General features: G+C 72.0%; 17 protein-coding genes and 1 pseudogene. 7 read left to right on the top strand and 11 right to left on the bottom strand.

All coding sequences use genetic code 11. The annotated features are described in order from the left end of the window. Positions 1-103 precede the first annotated feature (103 nt). The 4 genes from ligA to LN251_RS21355 are packed head-to-tail and all read right to left on the bottom strand — an operon-like array spanning position 104 to position 4,563. On the bottom strand, positions 104-2,296 hold the full coding sequence (ligA, locus tag LN251_RS21370) for an NAD-dependent DNA ligase LigA (protein WP_458245788.1): 2,193 nt from the start codon (positions 2,294-2,296) through the stop codon (positions 104-106). 15 nt (positions 2,297-2,311) lie between these two features. Then, positions 2,312-3,310, bottom strand: coding sequence for a methionine synthase (locus LN251_RS21365; RefSeq protein ID WP_458245787.1), 999 nt, complete (start codon positions 3,308-3,310; stop codon positions 2,312-2,314). Beyond that, positions 3,307-4,005, bottom strand: coding sequence for an SDR family oxidoreductase (locus tag LN251_RS21360; protein ID WP_404159335.1), 699 nt, complete (start codon positions 4,003-4,005; stop codon positions 3,307-3,309). Before LN251_RS21360 ends, LN251_RS21365 begins: the two co-directional genes overlap by 4 nt. A gap of 18 nt (positions 4,006-4,023) precedes the next feature. After that, positions 4,024-4,563, bottom strand: a complete 540-nt coding sequence (locus LN251_RS21355; RefSeq protein ID WP_058923032.1) for an LOG family protein — start codon at positions 4,561-4,563, stop codon at positions 4,024-4,026. A 51-nt stretch (positions 4,564-4,614) separates the two neighbouring features. Here LN251_RS21355 and LN251_RS21350 point away from each other — a divergent pair, with 51 nt between their 5' ends. Both LN251_RS21350 and LN251_RS21345 read left to right on the top strand, forming a co-directional pair. Next, a complete protein-coding gene (locus tag LN251_RS21350; protein ID WP_458245786.1) occupies positions 4,615-4,938 on the top strand; it encodes a DUF427 domain-containing protein in 324 nt (107 codons plus the stop codon). A 47-nt stretch (positions 4,939-4,985) separates the two neighbouring features. Further along, positions 4,986-5,759, top strand: a complete 774-nt coding sequence (locus LN251_RS21345) for an alpha/beta fold hydrolase (RefSeq protein ID WP_458245785.1) — start codon at positions 4,986-4,988, stop codon at positions 5,757-5,759. A 4-nt stretch (positions 5,760-5,763) separates the two neighbouring features. Here LN251_RS21345 and mnmA read toward each other — a convergent pair whose 3' ends face one another. Next, positions 5,764-6,900, bottom strand: a complete 1,137-nt coding sequence (gene mnmA / locus LN251_RS21340) for a tRNA 2-thiouridine(34) synthase MnmA (protein WP_458245784.1) — start codon at positions 6,898-6,900, stop codon at positions 5,764-5,766. A 60-nt stretch (positions 6,901-6,960) separates the two neighbouring features. Here mnmA and LN251_RS21335 point away from each other — a divergent pair, with 60 nt between their 5' ends. From LN251_RS21335 to LN251_RS21325, 3 genes and pseudogenes are all read left to right on the top strand, one after another. Beyond that, the gene (locus tag LN251_RS21335; protein ID WP_458245783.1) at positions 6,961-7,629 is read left to right on the top strand and encodes an N-acetylmuramoyl-L-alanine amidase; all 669 of its coding nucleotides are present in this window, start codon (positions 6,961-6,963) and stop codon (positions 7,627-7,629) included. Between the two features lie 204 nt (positions 7,630-7,833). Next, a pseudogene (locus LN251_RS21330) lies at positions 7,834-8,421 on the top strand (multicopper oxidase domain-containing protein); the annotation flags it as partial. Positions 8,422-8,893: 472 nt separating this feature from the next. Next, the gene (locus LN251_RS21325; RefSeq protein WP_458246768.1) at positions 8,894-9,394 is read left to right on the top strand and encodes a multicopper oxidase domain-containing protein; all 501 of its coding nucleotides are present in this window, start codon (positions 8,894-8,896) and stop codon (positions 9,392-9,394) included. A gap of 7 nt (positions 9,395-9,401) precedes the next feature. Here the strand turns inward: LN251_RS21325 and LN251_RS21320 are convergent, their stop codons facing one another. From LN251_RS21320 to LN251_RS21310, 3 genes are all read right to left on the bottom strand, one after another. Beyond that, on the bottom strand, positions 9,402-10,565 hold the full coding sequence (locus tag LN251_RS21320) for a cysteine desulfurase family protein (protein WP_458245782.1): 1,164 nt from the start codon (positions 10,563-10,565) through the stop codon (positions 9,402-9,404). 72 nt (positions 10,566-10,637) lie between these two features. After that, positions 10,638-10,913: a DUF4190 domain-containing protein gene (locus tag LN251_RS21315; RefSeq protein ID WP_362987850.1), complete on the bottom strand. Its 276-nt coding sequence runs from the start codon at positions 10,911-10,913 to the stop codon at positions 10,638-10,640. 37 nt (positions 10,914-10,950) lie between these two features. After that, positions 10,951-11,106 (bottom strand): hypothetical protein, encoded by a 156-nt coding sequence (locus LN251_RS21310; RefSeq protein ID WP_174267089.1) that lies wholly within the window; start codon positions 11,104-11,106, stop codon positions 10,951-10,953. Between the two features lie 144 nt (positions 11,107-11,250). On the opposite strand from LN251_RS21310, the gene LN251_RS21305 reads away from it, so the two are divergent. Next, positions 11,251-11,877 carry a TetR family transcriptional regulator gene (locus tag LN251_RS21305; RefSeq protein ID WP_458245781.1) on the top strand — a complete coding sequence of 209 codons (627 nt, stop codon included), beginning with the start codon at positions 11,251-11,253 and terminating at the stop codon, positions 11,875-11,877. Positions 11,878-11,957: 80 nt separating this feature from the next. Here the strand turns inward: LN251_RS21305 and LN251_RS21300 are convergent, their stop codons facing one another. Both LN251_RS21300 and LN251_RS21295 read right to left on the bottom strand, forming a co-directional pair. Continuing rightward, complete coding sequence (locus LN251_RS21300) at positions 11,958-12,350, bottom strand: hypothetical protein (protein WP_458245780.1); 393 nt, start codon at positions 12,348-12,350, stop codon at positions 11,958-11,960. 140 nt (positions 12,351-12,490) lie between these two features. Beyond that, positions 12,491-13,468: a helix-turn-helix transcriptional regulator gene (locus LN251_RS21295; protein WP_458245779.1), complete on the bottom strand. Its 978-nt coding sequence runs from the start codon at positions 13,466-13,468 to the stop codon at positions 12,491-12,493. Positions 13,469-13,592: 124 nt separating this feature from the next. Between LN251_RS21295 and LN251_RS21290 the strand changes: the two genes are divergently transcribed. Further along, positions 13,593-14,180, top strand: coding sequence for a TIGR03086 family metal-binding protein (locus tag LN251_RS21290; RefSeq protein ID WP_458245778.1), 588 nt, complete (start codon positions 13,593-13,595; stop codon positions 14,178-14,180). Here LN251_RS21290 and LN251_RS21285 read toward each other — a convergent pair. Then, complete coding sequence (locus tag LN251_RS21285; protein ID WP_458245777.1) at positions 14,167-15,030, bottom strand: thioesterase family protein; 864 nt, start codon at positions 15,028-15,030, stop codon at positions 14,167-14,169. The two genes, LN251_RS21290 and LN251_RS21285, sit on opposite strands and share 14 nt — an antisense overlap. Positions 15,031-15,106 lie beyond the last annotated feature (76 nt).

The following is a 15,106-nucleotide window of genomic DNA, read 5'->3' as shown; positions in this document are numbered from 1 at the left end:
AGGCCGCAGAAGGCTTCCACGGGCAGCGGTCGCAGACGGTTGCCCGAATGACCCCAGCCACCCGTATGCATCTGGTATGCGCCGAACGGGTGTCCTTCAACCGCTACTCCTCTGTCGGAAGCGCAACTTCGGCCGCCGCCTCCGGTCCCTGTTCCAGCAGGACGGTGAAGCCGTCCTCGTCGAGCACAGGCACCTTGAGCTGCATCGCCTTGTCGTACTTCGAACCAGGATTGTCACCCACGACGACGAAGGACGTCTTCTTCGAGACGGAACCGGTGACTTTCGCTCCGCGGCTCTGCAGCGCCTCCTTGGCGCCGTCGCGGGTGAAGCGCTCCAGGGTGCCGGTGACGACGACGGTGAGACCCTCCAGGGGGCGGGGGCCCTCGTCCTCGGTGGACGAGGCGTCCTCCAGCGGGACTCCGGCGGCCTTCCACTTGCGGACGATCTCCCGGTGCCAGGCCTCGGCGAACCACTCCTTGAGCGCGGCGGCGATGATCGGGCCGACGCCGTCGGTGCTCGCCAGCTCCTGTTCGGAGGCCTGCTCGATCCGGTCGATGGAGCGGAACTCGCGGGCGAGGGCCTGCGCGGCGACCGGGCCGACGTGGCGGATGGAGAGGCCGTTGAGGAACCGGGCGAAGGGACGGCTCTTGGCCGCCTCGATGTTCTCCAACAGCGCCAGGGTGTTCTTCTTCGGCTCGCCCTTCTGGTTGGCGAAGACCGTGACGACCTTCTCCTCACCGGTCTTGGGGTCCCGCTTGGGCAGGCCGCTGTCCGGGTCAAGGACGTAGGCCTTGATGGGCAGCAGCTTCTCGACGGTGAGGTCGAAGAGGTCGCCCTCGTCGACGAGCGGCGGCTCGGCCGGCTCCAGCGGCCGGGTGAGCGCGGCGGCGGCCACGTCGCCGAAGTGCTCGATGTCCAGGCACTCGCGGCCCGCGAGGTAGGAGACCCGCTCCCGCAACTGGGCCGGACAGGTACGCCCGTTGGGGCAGCGGAGGTCGATGTCGCCCTCCTTCATGGGCCTGAGCGGCGTGCCGCACTCCGGGCACTCGCCCGGCATCACGAACTCCCGCTCGCTGCCGTCCCGCAGGTCGACGACCGGCCCGAGGATCTCCGGGATGACGTCACCGGCCTTGCGGATGACCACGGTGTCGCCGATGAGCACCCCCTTGGCCTTGACGACGTCCTGGTTGTGCAGCGTGGCGAACTCGACCTCGCTGCCCGCGACGGTGACCGGCTCCACCTGGGCGTAGGGCGTGACGCGACCGGTGCGGCCGACGCCCACCTTGATGTCGATGAGCTTGGTGTTGACCTCTTCCGGCGCGTACTTGTAGGCGATCGCCCAGCGCGGGGCGCGGGCCGTGGAGCCCAGGCGGCCCTGGAGGCGGATCTCGTCGAGCTTGACGACGACGCCGTCGATCTCGTGCTCCACGGAGTGCCGGTTCTCGCCGTAGTAGGCGATGAACTCCCGTACGCCGTCGAGGCCGTCGACGACCCGGTTGTGCCGGGAGGTCGGCAGGCCCCAGGTCTTGAGCAGGTCGTACGCCTCGGAGAGGCGGTTCATGCCCTTGAAGCCCTCCAGGGCGCCGATGCCGTGGACGACCATGTGCAGCGGCCGGCCGGCGGTGACCCGCGGGTCCTTCTGGCGCAGCGAACCGGCCGCCGCGTTGCGGGGGTTGGCGAACGGCTTGTCACCGGCGGCGACAAGCCGTTCGTTGAGTTCGAGGAACTTCTCCATCGGGAAGTAGACCTCGCCGCGGATCTCCACGAGGTCGGGGACCTCGTCGCCGTCGAGACGGTCCGGGATCTCCGCGATCGTGCGGACGTTGGGCGTGATGTCCTCGCCGGTCCGGCCGTCGCCGCGGGTCGCCGCGCGGGTGAGGCGGCCGTGCTCGTAGGTGAGGTTGACGGCGAGTCCGTCGACCTTCAACTCGCACAGCAGGTGGTAGACGGAGCCGCCGACGTCCTTGGCGACGCGGTCGGCCCAGGCGGCGAGTTCCTCGTCGTTGAAGGCGTTGTCCAGGGAGAGCATGCGCGAGCGGTGCTCGACGGAGGTGAACTCGGTCGCGTACGCGCCCGCGACCTTCTGCGTCGGCGAGTCCGGCGTGCGCAGCTCCGGGTACTCGTCCTCCAGGGCCTCCAGGGAACGCAGGAGCTTGTCGAAGTCCGCGTCGCTGACGACCGGAGCGTCCTTCACGTAGTACCGGAAGCGGTGCTCCTCGATCTGCTCAGCGAGCTGCGCGTGCTTCTCCCGTGCCTCGGCGGGCACCGTCGTCTCCGCTTGCTTGTCGCCGGCCACCGTGTTGTCCTCCCGTTACTCTGGGTTGTCCGCGAGGGATCTCGCCGCCCGGACGCAGTGGGCGAGCGCCCGGCGCGCATAGGCGGGGGAAGCGCCCGCGAGCCCGCACGACGGCGTGATGGTGACCGCCTCCGCGAGAAGCTCCGGCCGCAGCCCCAGCCTGCGCCACAACGTCCTGACACCCATGACGCTACCGGCAGGGTCCGACAATGGGCCGTCCGTGCCCGGCACGACACCGGCGAAGAGCCGGGTACCCCCTTCCACCGCCTCGCCGATCACGTCGTCGTCACGCTCGGTGAGAAGCGAGAAGTCGAAGGAGACCGCCGTCGCGCCGGACCTGCGCAGCAGGGCGAAGGGGACGTCGGGCGCGCAGGAGTGGACCACGGTGGGGCCCTCGCCGTGCACCGCGAGGACGTCGCGGAGGGTCGCCTCGACGACCTGCCGGTCCGGGGCCCGGTGGGTGCGGTAGCCGCTGGCGGTGCGCACCTGGCCGCGCAGCACGGCGATGAGGGAGGGTTCGTCGAGCTGGAGGACGAGTCGTGCGCCGGGGATGCGCCGGCCGACCTCGGCCAGGTGCTGGCGCAGGCCCTCGGCGAGCGACGCCGCGAGGTCGCGGCAGGCGCCGGGGTCGCCGAGGGCCGCCTCGCCGTTCCTCAGCTCCAGGTTGGCCGCGAGCGTCCAGGGGCCCACCGCCTGCACCTTCAGCGGGCCCTCGTAGCCCTGGGTGAACTCCTCCAGGGCGTCGAGGTCCTCGCCGAGCCAGGACCACGCCCGCTTGGTGTCGCGTCCGGGCCGGTCGCCGAGCCGCCAGCCGCTGGGCTCCACGCGCGCGTACAGCTCGACGAGCATCCCGGCGGTGCGGCCGATCATGTCCGCGCCGGGGCCGCGGGCGGGCAGCTCGGGCAGGTGCGGGAAGTCCTCGAAGGTGCCGGTGACGGCCTTGGCGGCCTCCCGGGCGTCGCCGCCGGGCAGGGAGCCGATGCCGGTGGCCGGACCGAAGTCGGACGCGGTCATCGCCCCGGCCTCACCGTCAGGTCGTTGACCTCGGCGTCCGCGGGCAGGTCGACCGCCATCAGGATCGCCGTGGCGACCGACTCGGGGTCGATCCACCGGGCGGGGTCGTACTCCTTGCCCTCCTGCTGGTGGACCTTGGCCTGCATGGGGCTCGCGGTGCGGCCCGGGTAGACCGAGGTGACGCGGACGCCGTTGGCGTGCTCCTCGTGGCGCAGCGAGTCGGCGAGGGCTTTGAGGCCGTGCTTGGAGGCGGCGTACGCGGACCAGTCGGCGTGGGCGGCCAGGCCCGCGCCGGAGTTGACGAACACCACGTGCCCGCGGGCCGCCCGCAGCTGGGGCAGGAAGTGCCGCGTCAGTTCGGCCGGGGCGATCAGGTTGACGTTGAGCTGGTGCCGCCAGGACTTGGGGGTGAGGTCGCCGACCGGGCCGAGGTCGACCACGCCGGCGATGTGCAGCAGCGAGTCCACGCGGTCCGGGAGCGACTGGTGGGAGAACGCCCAGGATAGCTTGTCCGGATCGGCGAGGTCCCCCACGAGCGTCCGCGCGCCGGGGAACAGGGCCGCCAGCTCCTTCGCGCGTCCCGCGTCGCGCGCGTGCAGCACGAGTTCGTCCCCGCGTGCGTGGAGGCGGCGGGCGACGGCGGCGCCGATGCCGGAGCCCGCCCCGGTGATCACATGTGTAGCCATGCCCGCCATGCTCGCACCCGCGGGCGGCTACTCGATCCCCTGGCTCTCCTCCAGGTACGCCAGCGCCCCCACCGGCTCCTCGGCGAAGAACACCAGCTCGGTCAGCGGGCGCGGCAGGAAGCCCTCGTCGTCCATGCGGCGGAACTGCTCCTTGAGGCCGTCGTAGAAACCCGCGGTGTTCAGCAGCACCACCGGCTTCTCGGTGTGGCCGTGCTTCTTCAGCTCCAGGATCTCGGTGGCCTCGTCGAGGGTGCCGGTACCGCCGACCATGATCACCACCGCGTCGGACTTCTCCAGCAGCAGCCGCTTGCGCTCGGCGAGGTCGCGGGCGATCACCATCTCGTCCGCACCCTGGCGCGCCTTGGCCGCGAGGAAGTCCACGGAGACCCCGCACAGCCGCCCTCCCGCGGCGTGCACGCCGTCGGCGACCACCTTCATCAGGCCCACGTCCGAGCCGCCCCACACGAGCGTGTGGCCGCCCTTGCCGAGCAGTTCCGCGAACTCGCGCGCGGGTCCGGTGTAGCGGTCGTCGAGGTCGGCGGCGGAGAGGAAGACACAGATACGCATGAGGTCACGGTACGCGGGAAGAACCGGGGGCCCGCGAGCGCTTCTCTCTCCATGGCCCAAGGACACACGATCACCATCGAGCAGGGCGAGCGGCGCGTGCGCGTGGTGCACGGCGATCAGATACTGGCGGAGAGCGAACGGCCCCTGGTGCTCAGGGAGACGGGCTGTCCGGTGCGGTACTACCTACCCCCCGAGGACGTTCGGCTGGACCTGCTGAAGCCCTCCGAGCACCACACCTACTGCCCGTTCAAGGGCACCGCGTCCTACTGGTCGCTGCCGGACGCGCCCGATCTGGTGTGGTCGTACCCCGATCCCAAGCCGGCGGTCGCGCGGATCAAGGATCACCTCTGCTTCTACGAAGTCGAGGTGTCGTGAGCGTCTGAGGGCGATTATTCCGCCCCGGTGGGGCAGTCTCCACAGACATGGACAACAACACTATTTCGCGCGACGGCACCTCCCTCGCGTACCAGCGCGCCGGCGAGGGCCCGGCGGTCGTCCTCGTGAGCGGGGCGATGTCGACGGGCGCCACCGTGGCGCCCCTCGCCGGGCTTCTCGCGAAGCGCTTCACCACCGTCTGGTACGACCGCCGCGGGCGCGGGCAGAGCGGCGACACGCCGCCCTACGAGGTCGCCCGGGAGGTCGAGGACCTCGCGGCGCTGATCGACACGGTGGGCGGCGAGGCGTCGCTGTACGGCATCTCCTCCGGCGGCGCGCTGGTGCTCCACGCGGCGGCGAGCGGGCTGCCGGTGCGCCGGGCCGCCGTGTACGAGGTGCCGTACGCCGTCGACGAGGGCGGCGCGAAGGAGCGCGCGGAGTACACCCGGAACCTCGACGAGGCGCTCGGCGCGGGCCGGCGCGGTGACGCCGTGGAGCTGTTCCTGCGGCTGACCGGGCTGGCCGAGCAGATGATCCAGGGTGCCCGGAACTCCCCCATGTGGCCCGGCATGGAGGCGATCGCGCCGACCCTCGCGTACGACGACGCCGTGCTGGGCGGCGGTCTGGTGCCCGAGGCCCTGCTGGCCGGGATCGAGGTGCCGGTGCTGTCGCTGGCGGGCGGCGCGAGCCCCGCCTGGATGCGCGAGGCCGCCCGGTCGGTGGCCGAAGCCGTGCCCCAGGGGACGTATGCGGTGCTGGAGGGTCAGACCCACATGGTGGATCCGAACGTCCTCGCGCCGGCGCTGGCGGAGTTCCTGTGAGGGATCAGGCGACCGGCGTCGTCGTCCTCGCGCGCGTGGTCGTCGCGATCGTCGCCGAGCCGACGACGCGCGTGCCGTCGTAGAGGACGATCGCCTGGCCGGGGGCGACGCCGCGGACCGGCTCGGTGAAGGTCACCCGCAGTTCGCCGTCCACAGGCTCGGCGGTGACCTCGGTCTCGCCGCCGTGGGCGCGCAGCTGGGAGGTGTAGGTGCCGGGGCCGGACGGGGCGGTGCCGCACCAGCGGGGCCTGATCGCGGTCAGGGCGGTGACGTCCAGGGCGGCGGCCGGGCCGACCGTCACCGTGTTGTCGACCGGCGAGATGTCGAGGACGTAGCGCGGCTTGCCGTCGGGGGCGGGGGTGCCGATGCGCAGGCCCTTGCGCTGGCCGATGGTGAAGCCGTACGCGCCCTCGTGGGTGCCGACCTTGGCGCCGGACTCGTCGACGATGTCGCCCTCGGCCTTGCCGAGCCGGTTCGCGAGGAAGCCCTGGGTGTCGCCGTCGGCGATGAAGCAGATGTCGTGCGAGTCGGGCTTCTTGGCGACGGCGAGGCCCCGGCGCTCGGCCTCGGCGCGGATCTCGTCCTTGGTCGTCACCGTGTCGCCCAGCGGGAAGAGCGCGTGGGCGAGCTGCTTCTCGTCGAGCACGCCGAGGACGTACGACTGGTCCTTGGCCATGTCGGAGGCGCGGTGCAGTTCGCGGGAGCCGTCCGGCAGTTCGACGACCTTGGCGTAGTGGCCGGTGCAGACCGCGTCGAAGCCCAGGGCCAGCGCCTTGTCCAGCAGGGCGGCGAACTTGATCTTCTCGTTGCAGCGCAGGCACGGGTTCGGGGTGCGGCCGGCCTCGTACTCGGCGACGAAGTCCTCGACGACGTCCTCGCGGAAGCGGTCGGCGAGGTCCCAGACGTAGAACGGGATGCCGATGACGTCGGCGGCGCGGCGGGCGTCGCGGGAGTCCTCGATGGTGCAGCAGCCACGCGCGCCCGTGCGGAACGACTGCGGGTTCGCGGAGAGCGCCAGGTGGACGCCGGTTACGTCGTGGCCGGCCTCGGCGGCGCGGGCGGCGGCGACGGCGGAGTCCACGCCGCCGGACATGGCGGCGAGGACGCGGAGGGGGCGGGTGGGCTGCGGGATGTCAGTCATAGCCCTTCAAGGGTACGGGGGTCCGGGAACCGGAGCCCGCGAGTATCCGTTGACGATCACATGGGGGCGGAGAAGAGGTCCGGGGACGCCGACCGGCGGCTGGGGCGGCGCGCATTGATCGTCGGCGGGGCGGCCGCAGCCGTCGGCACGGCCGCGCTGGCCCGCGAGGAGCTGTCGCACCTGTGGTGGCGGCTGCCGGGCGTGGAGAAGCCGCGGGTGGCGGGCGCGGTGGACTTCCGGGGGGCGCGGTGGATCGCGGCCTCGCCGGGCAACTACCGGCGGGCGGACCGGCCCGACGACTATCCGATAGACCGGGTGGTCGTCCATGTCACCCAGGGCGGTTACGCGAGCGCGGTGAAGGTCTTCCAGGACCCCGCGCACCAGGCCGCCGCCCACTACATCGTCCGCCGGGACGGCCGGATCACGCAGATGATCCGCGAGCTGGACGTTGCGTACCACGCGGGCAACAGGCAGTACAACGAACGGAGCGTCGGCATCGAGCACGAGGGCTTCGTGGAGCGGAAGTCCTCCTTCACCGACGCGATGTACGCCTCCTCGGCGCGGCTGACGGCGGGGATCTGCGGGCGGTACGGCATACCCGTGGACCGGCAGCACATCATCGGGCACGTGGAGGTGCCGGGGACGGACCACACCGACCCGGGGCCGTACTGGGACTGGGACCGGTACATAGGACTTGTACGGCGGGCCGGACAGGCGCGGGGCCGGTGATGAAATCGTGATGCTGTGGGTAGCGGACGTACGCCGCGTGTCCGTTGCGTCCCGCCCGGCGGTGGTGACCTGCGAGACCCCAACTCGACAGTTTCCACTGGCGAGTTGAGCGGCCTCACGCTCACGGCGCGTTCACAGCGCGCGCGGCCGGCTCCCAACTTCGGCCCAGTCCGCGCACAGACCCCGGGTCGAGCATCCCGGGCCATGGCTGACATCACCGAGCCCGAGGGCCGCACGAGCGGCACGGGCGGCACGAGCGCGAAGAAGACCAGGCACACCAAGGCAGGCCGGGCCTCCGGCGGCAAGGGCATGCACCGGCGCGGGTTCCTCGGCGGCATGGCCGGCGTGGGACTCGGGGCGGTCGCGGGGGCGGGCGGCGCCTTCTCCCTGCTGACCGAGGCGGGGAAGAACAGGGCGAGCGCGGCGACCGCCACCACCACCCTCACCGTCCCGGACCTCCTGGAGGGCACCGCCTCCGGTGGCACCACCACGTTCACCCTGGAGGCGAGGACCGGCACCGCCGAGGTCCTCTCCGGGGTCACCAGCGACACGATGGGCTACAACCAGTCCTTCCTCGGCCCCACCATGAAGTGGACCAAGGGCGACACGGTCCTGCTGGACATCACCAACAGCCTGGGCGAGGACACCACCGTCCACTTCCACGGCGCGCACGTCCCGGCCAAGACGGACGGCGGCCCCCAGGTCGCCTTCGCCGACGGGGAGACCTGGTCCCCGACGTTCACGGTCAAGGACGACGCCAAGACCCTCTGGTACCACCCGCACGCCCTGGGCACCACGGCCAAGCAGGCGGTGCACGGCCTGGCCGGCATGATCATCGTGGAGGACGACTCCACCGCCTCCTCGAACCTGCCCAGCACCTACGGCACCGACGACATCCCGCTCATCTTCCAGAGCCTGGCCAGCGACAGCGGTGGCGACCTGAAGTACAACCTCACCGGCTACCTGAGCAGCGGTCTGAGCTTCCCGCTGCTGCTGAACGGCACGAACGTAGACGACACCACCCTGACGTTCACGGCGACGAAGACCCGCACCCGCTTCCGGTGCCTCAACGCCTCGCCGTCGGACATCATCACCATCCAGCGCGGCGACGGCGGCACGCTGCAGCAGATCGCCACCGACCAGGGCTATCTCACCGCGGCCACCGAGGTGGACAGCATCCGGCTGGTGGCCGGCGCCCGCGCGGAGTTCCTGCTGGACCTCTCGGACGCGGTCACGCTCCAGGGCCGTCGTCACCACCGGCTGGGTGCGCGGCGGCAGCGGCACCTACGACGTGCTGGCGATCACCGCGTCGGGCACCGACACCCCGGACGACCTGCCGAGCTCCCTCAACACCATCGACCGGTACGACACCGGCGACTTCACCGCCCGGACCATCACACTCGGCCAGAGCGGCACCACCATGACGATCAACGGGTCGGCGGGGACGAGCATGTCGTCCATGGCGATGATCAGCACCACGCTGGGCGCCAAGGAGATCTGGACGATCAAGAACAGCACCCAGCTGGAGCACTCGTTCCATCTCCACGACGTGCCCTACCAGTTGATCTCCGTCAACGGCGAGGACCCGACCGGCGTGGACCTCGGCTGGTTCGACACCTACGAGGTGGTCGGCGGCGGCTCCATCGAGATCGCCATGGAGTTCACGGACTTCGCGGACGACACCTACATGTACATGCTCCACTGCCATCTGCTGCAGCACGAGGACGAGGGCATGATGGCGTCCCTGATGATCACGGAAAGCTAGACGGGCTCTAGGTCAGCCCCGCGGCGCGCGCACGCTCCACCGCGGGGCCGATCACCTTGGCGACCGCCTCCACGTCCGCCTCCGTGGAGGTGTGGCCGAGGGAGAAGCGCAGGGTGCCGCGGGCCAGGTCCGGGTCGGTGCCGGTGGCCAGCAGGACATGGCTGGGCTGGGCGACGCCCGCGGTGCACGCGGAGCCGGTGGAGCACTCGATGCCCTGGGCGTCGAGGAGCAGCAGCAGGGAGTCGCCCTCGCAGCCGGGGAAGGTGAAGTGGGCGTTGGCGGGGAGCCGGTCGACCGGGTCGCCGCCGTAGAGCGCGTCCGGCACCGCCGTGCGCACCGCCTCGACCAGGCTGTCGCGCAGGGCGCCGACCTCGGTGGCGAACCACTCGCGCTGCTCGGCGGCGAGGCGGCCGGCGACGGCGAACGAGGCGATCGCGGGGACGTCGAGGGTGCCGGAGCGGACATGGCGCTCCTGGCCACCGCCGTGCAGGACCGGTACGGGCGTGTGCTCGCGGCCCAGGACCAGGGCGCCGATGCCGTACGGGCCGCCGATCTTGTGGCCGGAGACGGTCATCGCGGCGAGGCCGGAGGCGGCGAAGTCGACCGGGACCTGGCCGAAGGCCTGGACGGCGTCGGAGTGCAGCGGGACGCCGAACTCGTTCGCGACGTCGGCGAGTTCGCGGACCGGCAGGACCGTGCCGATCTCGTTGTTGGCCCACATCACGGTGGCCAGGGCGACGTCGTCGGGGTTGCGGGCGAGGGCCTCGCGCAGGGCGTCGGGGTGGACGCGGCCGTAGGAGTCGACGGGGAGGTACTCGACGGTGGCGCCCTCGTGTTCGCCGAGCCAGTGCACGGCGTCGAGGACGGCGTGGTGCTCGACGGGGCTGGCGAGGACACGGGTGCGGGCCGGGTCCGCGTCGCGGCGGGACCAGTACAGGCCCTTCACCGCGAGGTTGTCGGCCTCGGTGCCGCCGGAGGTGAAGACGATCTCGCTCGGTCGGGCGCCGAGCGCTTCGGCGAGGGTCTCGCGGGATTCCTCGACCGTGCGGCGGGCCTGCCGGCCGGAGGCGTGCAGGGAGGACGCGTTGCCGGTGATGCTCAGCTGGGCGGTCAGTGCCTCCGCCGCCTCCGGGAGCATCGGGGTCGTGGCGGCGTGGTCGAGGTAAGCCATGGTGGGCCCGATTCTACGGGGCCGGTGCCGCCGGCCTCGGGTCCAGGCTCCCCGGGAGGTGCCCGCCGCGGCTCACAGGCTCCAGGAGACGGTGTTGGACATCTCCATCGCGACCGCCAGGACCACGAGGTCGGCCACGCCCAGGGTCATGCCGAGGAAGGCCCGACCGCGGCGCTTGGTGCCGCGCCACAGGGCCGCACCGGCGAGGGCGATGGCGATCGGGCCCAGGAAGACGTTCAGGACGAGCAGGCCGACGAGGCCGAGGATGAAGGACGCGACGGCCATGCCGTCGGCGTCGCGGCGGGTCGGGGTGGCGGTGGTGCCGTTGGCAGGGGCGGTGAGTTGCATGACGGTCAGCTCCCGGCAGGACGTAGGGGCGGCGGGGTCAGTGGGTGCGGCGGCCGTGGCGCTCGCGGAGCGCGAAGATGCCGAGCCAGGCGGCGATCAGGGCGGCCGCGACCAGGGTGAAGGTGAACGGCGCGTGGGCGACGGTGCCCAGCACGGCGCCGAAGAGCATCAGTGCGGCGACCAGGAACAGCATGGGATCGATCCCCCTTCGACACGTCCCGAGGGACGCTCTCGTTACGTTTCGGTGAACAGTTGTAGTTACAGTTGTTCACTGACTCCAGAGTCTAGCGTGTTCCCCCGCTTTCCAAATCCAGAGAACAGTTGTTAACTGGATGACATGAGTCACACCCTCGGCATCCGGCAGGCCCAGAAGCAGAAGACCAGGCAGGCGCTCCTCGACGCCGCGCTCGGCCTGCTGGAGGGGCAGAGCCTGAGCAGCCTCGGCCTGCGCGAGGTCACCCGCGCCGTCGGCGTCGCGCCGACCGCCTTCTACCGGCACTTCCGCTCCATTGCGGATCTGGGCGTGGCCCTGGTCGAGGAGGCCCTGGGCAGCCTTCATCCCATGATCCGCACGACGGTGACCGCGGCGGACAGCAGTGACGAACGCATCGCACGCGCCATTGAGTTGATTGCCGGTCATGTGGACGCGTACCCCGCACATGTCCGCTTTATCGCCCGCGAACGACATGGCGGAGTTCAATCGGTGCGCGAGGCCATCCGGGACCAACTCGCCCGGTTCGCCGAGGAGGTGAGCGCCGAGCTCGCCAAGGACCGCGCGGCCGAGGGCTGGAGCGAGGAGGACCTGCTGATGCTCGCCCACCTGTACGTGGACCAGATGCTGATCACCGCCTCGCTGTTCCTGGAGGCCCTGGACGGCACCGGCGCGGACCGGGAACGGATCGCGCAGGTCGCGACCCGGCAGATGCGGCTGATCAGCATCGGGCGGCAGCACTGGCTGGACTGAACGGCCCGGGCGCGGGACGACACGCAGCGGCGGCACCCCCGTGCACCGGGAGTGCCGCCTCTGTCCTGCGCCCCGCGGGGTCAGCTCTTGGTCGCCGCCGCCGTCGGCTGCCCGGTGGGGGCACCGCTCGGCAGGGCGCCGCCCCGGCCCCCGCCGCCCGGACCCCCGCAGCCGCCCATGCCGCCGCCGGGACCGCCCTGACCACCCCCCTGGCCCCCGCCGGGCGCACCGCTGGGAGCGCCGCTGGGCATGCCCGTGGGGGCGCCGCTCGGCCTTGCCGTGCCCGTCGGGGCGCCGGAGGGGGCACCGCTCGGCCTGCCGGAGGCGTTCCCGGTGGGCGCCGAACAGGTCTGCCGCCGACCGGAGTCACCGCTGTTCGAGGTCGACGAGGAGTCGCCCGAGCCGCAGGCCACCAGAGCCAGGGGCGCGAGCGCCAGCAGCGCCACCGCGGGAACGAGACGCACACGCTTCATGAGAGACAACTCCAAGGAGGATGAGGGAGTCCTGAGGCGGGCACTCAATCAACGGCGCTTAGGGCTTCCTTGAGGGCTGTCTGTCCCCGGCCTGTGGTTCGGGTAAAGCGGACGTCAACAAACCCCGTCCAGCTGCGACTTCACGAATCGGCGTCCTCGGCCCGCTGGTACAGGGCCGTGACGGAGGCGGCCGCCGCGGCCAGTTCCGCGCGCGCCTCCGGCGGGGTGAGGACCTCCACGTGGTCGGCGAACGGCAGCAGCTGCCGCACCCCGCCCACCACGCCGTACCGCAGCCCGACGGTCACCCACTCCCCCTCGCCGTCGGTGTCCGGGAGCCGCGCGAGCTGTGCGGCGCTCAGGCGCAGGAACATGTCGAGGCGCTCGCGCCGGACCCGGGCGGTGACGTCGAGCCCGCCGGGGCGCTCCTCGACCTGGCGGCGCAACACCTCCCAGACGTCGGCGAGTTCGACGCCGGGCCGGCGCCGCACGGGATCGTCGAGGACGGTCGCCGACCGCACCCGGTCGGCCCGGAACAGCCGCGGTCTCGTCCGCCGGTCGGCGACCAGGTACCAGACGCCCGCCTTCGAGACGAGCCCGTACGGGTCGACGGTGTACGTCCGCGGCTCCCGGTCCCCGCTGTGCCGGTAGCGCAGCCGCAGCCGCCGGTCGGCGAAGACGGCGTCCTGCAGCACGTCGAGGTCGACGGCCTTCTGCGGACCGCCCTTCCAGCGCGTGGCGTCGACGAGGATGCGGCGGCTGGTCACCTCGGCGGCCGGGCGGTACGGCGCCGGCAGCGCGGCCATCACCTTGCGCAGCGCCGAGCCGAGGGCGACGTCGAGACCGAGGGCCGCGTGCGCGCCCTGGGCGGCCAGGATGAACAGGGCGCGGGACTCGTCGGCGGTCAGCCCCGTGACGTCCGTACGGAAACCGGCGAGCAGTTCGATGCCGCCGTGCCGCCCGCGCTCTGCGTAGACCGGCACCCCGGAGGCGGACAGGGCCTCGACGTCCCGGTAGATGGTGCGCACCGACACCTCCAGCCGCTCGGCCAGTTCGTGCGCGGGGACGCGGCCCCGGGTCTGCAGGAGCAGCAGGATCGACAGCAGGCGGTCGGCTTTCACGGCACCAGAATCCATCGCCGCGAACCCCGCGGCAAATGTTGACGGAAACTGTCAGGTTATGCCGGGACTCTTCGGGTGTCGGCCCACCGATTCTCCGGGCCGGCCCACCACAGAGAGGCAGCACATGAACGCCATCGACCCCCGCCCCCTGTACACCCGCGCCACCGACCAGGTGGTCGCGCTGATCAGGACCGTCCGCCCCGAGCAGCTCGGCGGCCCCACCCCGTGCGCGGAGTTCGACGTCCGCACGCTGCTGTCCCACATGGTCGGCGGCAGCCTGCGCATCGCGGTCGTCGGTGAGGGCGGCGACGGCATGGCCGTCCATCCCTTCGCCGAGGGCGTGGCCGACGAGGAGTGGACGGCGGCGTACGAGGAGGTCCGTACCCGCGTGATCAAGGCGTGGGAGAGCGACGACCGCATGGAGGCGCCGGTGCGGGTGCCGTGGGGCGAGGTCCCGGGCCGGGCGGCCCTGTCGGGCTACCACATGGAGCTGGTGACCCACACCTGGGACCTGTCCGAGTCCCTCGGCCATCCCCTCGCACTCGACCCGGAACTGGCCGATTTCGCGCTCGCCACGGCCCGCCGGGTGCTGGCCGAGCCGGAACGGGACGCGGACACCCCCTTCGCGTCGGCCGTGCCGGCCCCCGAAGGGGCCGACGTCTACGGCGAACTGGCGGCCTGGCTGGGGCGTGAGCCGCTCAGCCGAGCCTGACGCGGGCGAGCTGGCGGGACTGGGCGACCAGGCGGTCGGCGCTGTCCCAGACCTCGGCGTCCTCCTCCAGGAAGCCGCCGGCGAGGTTGCGGGTGGTGATGGCGACACGCAGCGGGCCCGGGGCGGGACGGGAGCGGACGTGGACCGTCAGCTCGACCGTGGGGACCCAGCCCTTCAGGCCGATCTCGAAGGCGGTGGGCGGGAGGGCGTCCACCGCGAGCAGGAGGGAGAGCGGGTCGGCGTCGCGGCCGTCGGCGAGACCGAACCAGGCCCGCATCTCGCCCTTGCCGGAGGGGGCGCCGAGCGCCCAGCCGAGGGTGGCGGGGTCCAGCTTGATCATCAGGCGGTCGGTGATGGCCGAGCTGCCGGGGACCGGCGAGGGGCCGTCCTGGGGGCCGAAGCACTCCTGCGGCGGCGGCATGGCAGGCGGCGCGGCGGTCGTGCGGACGTCGTCGGGGAGGGCGTCCAGGTCGCCGTAGGAGGCGAGGACGCGGATGCGTTCCACCTCGCGGCCCTCCTCGTCGTACTGCAGGAGGGAGGCCTGGCCGGTGGAGAGGGTGCGGCCGGTGCGGACCGTCTCGGTGCGCACGACCGCCGGGCCCGGCTGGGACGCGGTGAGGTAGTGCGCCGAGATCGTGAAGGGGTCCGCGTGCGGCAGCGTGTCCGCGAGGGCGCGGCCGAGGACGGCCAGGAGGTAGCCGCCGTTGACGGCGTTGATGATGGTCCAGCCGGCGGACAGGTCGATGTCGTAGACGCCGGGGGCGCGTGCGGTGAGCGCGGTGTCGCGGTCGAACTCGCTGTCGCCGATCGTGGCCCGCGTCGGGGTCGCGGCGGAGGCTGCTTCTGGCATGGATGAACCGTACAACAGGTAGTTACTAAGCGGTAGCTTTGAATGCGACGGTCATGTGACGGGTGAGCCCGGCACC

It is taken from the genome of Streptomyces sp. MAI_2237 (genome assembly GCF_054189285.1).
Note: the sequence above shows the minus strand (reverse complement) of the source record. Positions and strands in the feature narration are given on the sequence as shown.

What these genes read in the sequence shown, in the direction of transcription:
- LN251_RS21290 (WP_458245778.1), top strand. Translation starts at nt 13,593, where the DNA reads ATGAACGCCATCGACCCCCGCCCCCTGTACACCCGCGCCACCGACCAG.
- LN251_RS21300 (WP_458245780.1), bottom strand. Translation starts at nt 12,350, where the DNA reads ATGAAGCGTGTGCGTCTCGTTCCCGCGGTGGCGCTGCTGGCGCTCGCG.
- LN251_RS21310 (WP_174267089.1), bottom strand. Translation starts at nt 11,106, where the DNA reads ATGCTGTTCCTGGTCGCCGCACTGATGCTCTTCGGCGCCGTGCTGGGC.
- LN251_RS21345 (WP_458245785.1), top strand. Translation starts at nt 4,986, where the DNA reads ATGGACAACAACACTATTTCGCGCGACGGCACCTCCCTCGCGTACCAG.
- LN251_RS21335 (WP_458245783.1), top strand. Translation starts at nt 6,961, where the DNA reads ATGGGGGCGGAGAAGAGGTCCGGGGACGCCGACCGGCGGCTGGGGCGG.
- LN251_RS21355 (WP_058923032.1), bottom strand. Translation starts at nt 4,563, where the DNA reads ATGCGTATCTGTGTCTTCCTCTCCGCCGCCGACCTCGACGACCGCTAC.
- LN251_RS21315 (WP_362987850.1), bottom strand. Translation starts at nt 10,913, where the DNA reads ATGCAACTCACCGCCCCTGCCAACGGCACCACCGCCACCCCGACCCGC.
- LN251_RS21350 (WP_458245786.1), top strand. Translation starts at nt 4,615, where the DNA reads ATGGCCCAAGGACACACGATCACCATCGAGCAGGGCGAGCGGCGCGTG.
- LN251_RS21305 (WP_458245781.1), top strand. Translation starts at nt 11,251, where the DNA reads ATGAGTCACACCCTCGGCATCCGGCAGGCCCAGAAGCAGAAGACCAGG.
- LN251_RS21360 (WP_404159335.1), bottom strand. Translation starts at nt 4,005, where the DNA reads ATGGCGGGCATGGCTACACATGTGATCACCGGGGCGGGCTCCGGCATC.
- mnmA (WP_458245784.1), bottom strand. Translation starts at nt 6,900, where the DNA reads ATGACTGACATCCCGCAGCCCACCCGCCCCCTCCGCGTCCTCGCCGCC.
- LN251_RS21365 (WP_458245787.1), bottom strand. Translation starts at nt 3,310, where the DNA reads ATGACCGCGTCCGACTTCGGTCCGGCCACCGGCATCGGCTCCCTGCCC.
- LN251_RS21285 (WP_458245777.1), bottom strand. Translation starts at nt 15,030, where the DNA reads ATGCCAGAAGCAGCCTCCGCCGCGACCCCGACGCGGGCCACGATCGGC.
- LN251_RS21320 (WP_458245782.1), bottom strand. Translation starts at nt 10,565, where the DNA reads ATGGCTTACCTCGACCACGCCGCCACGACCCCGATGCTCCCGGAGGCG.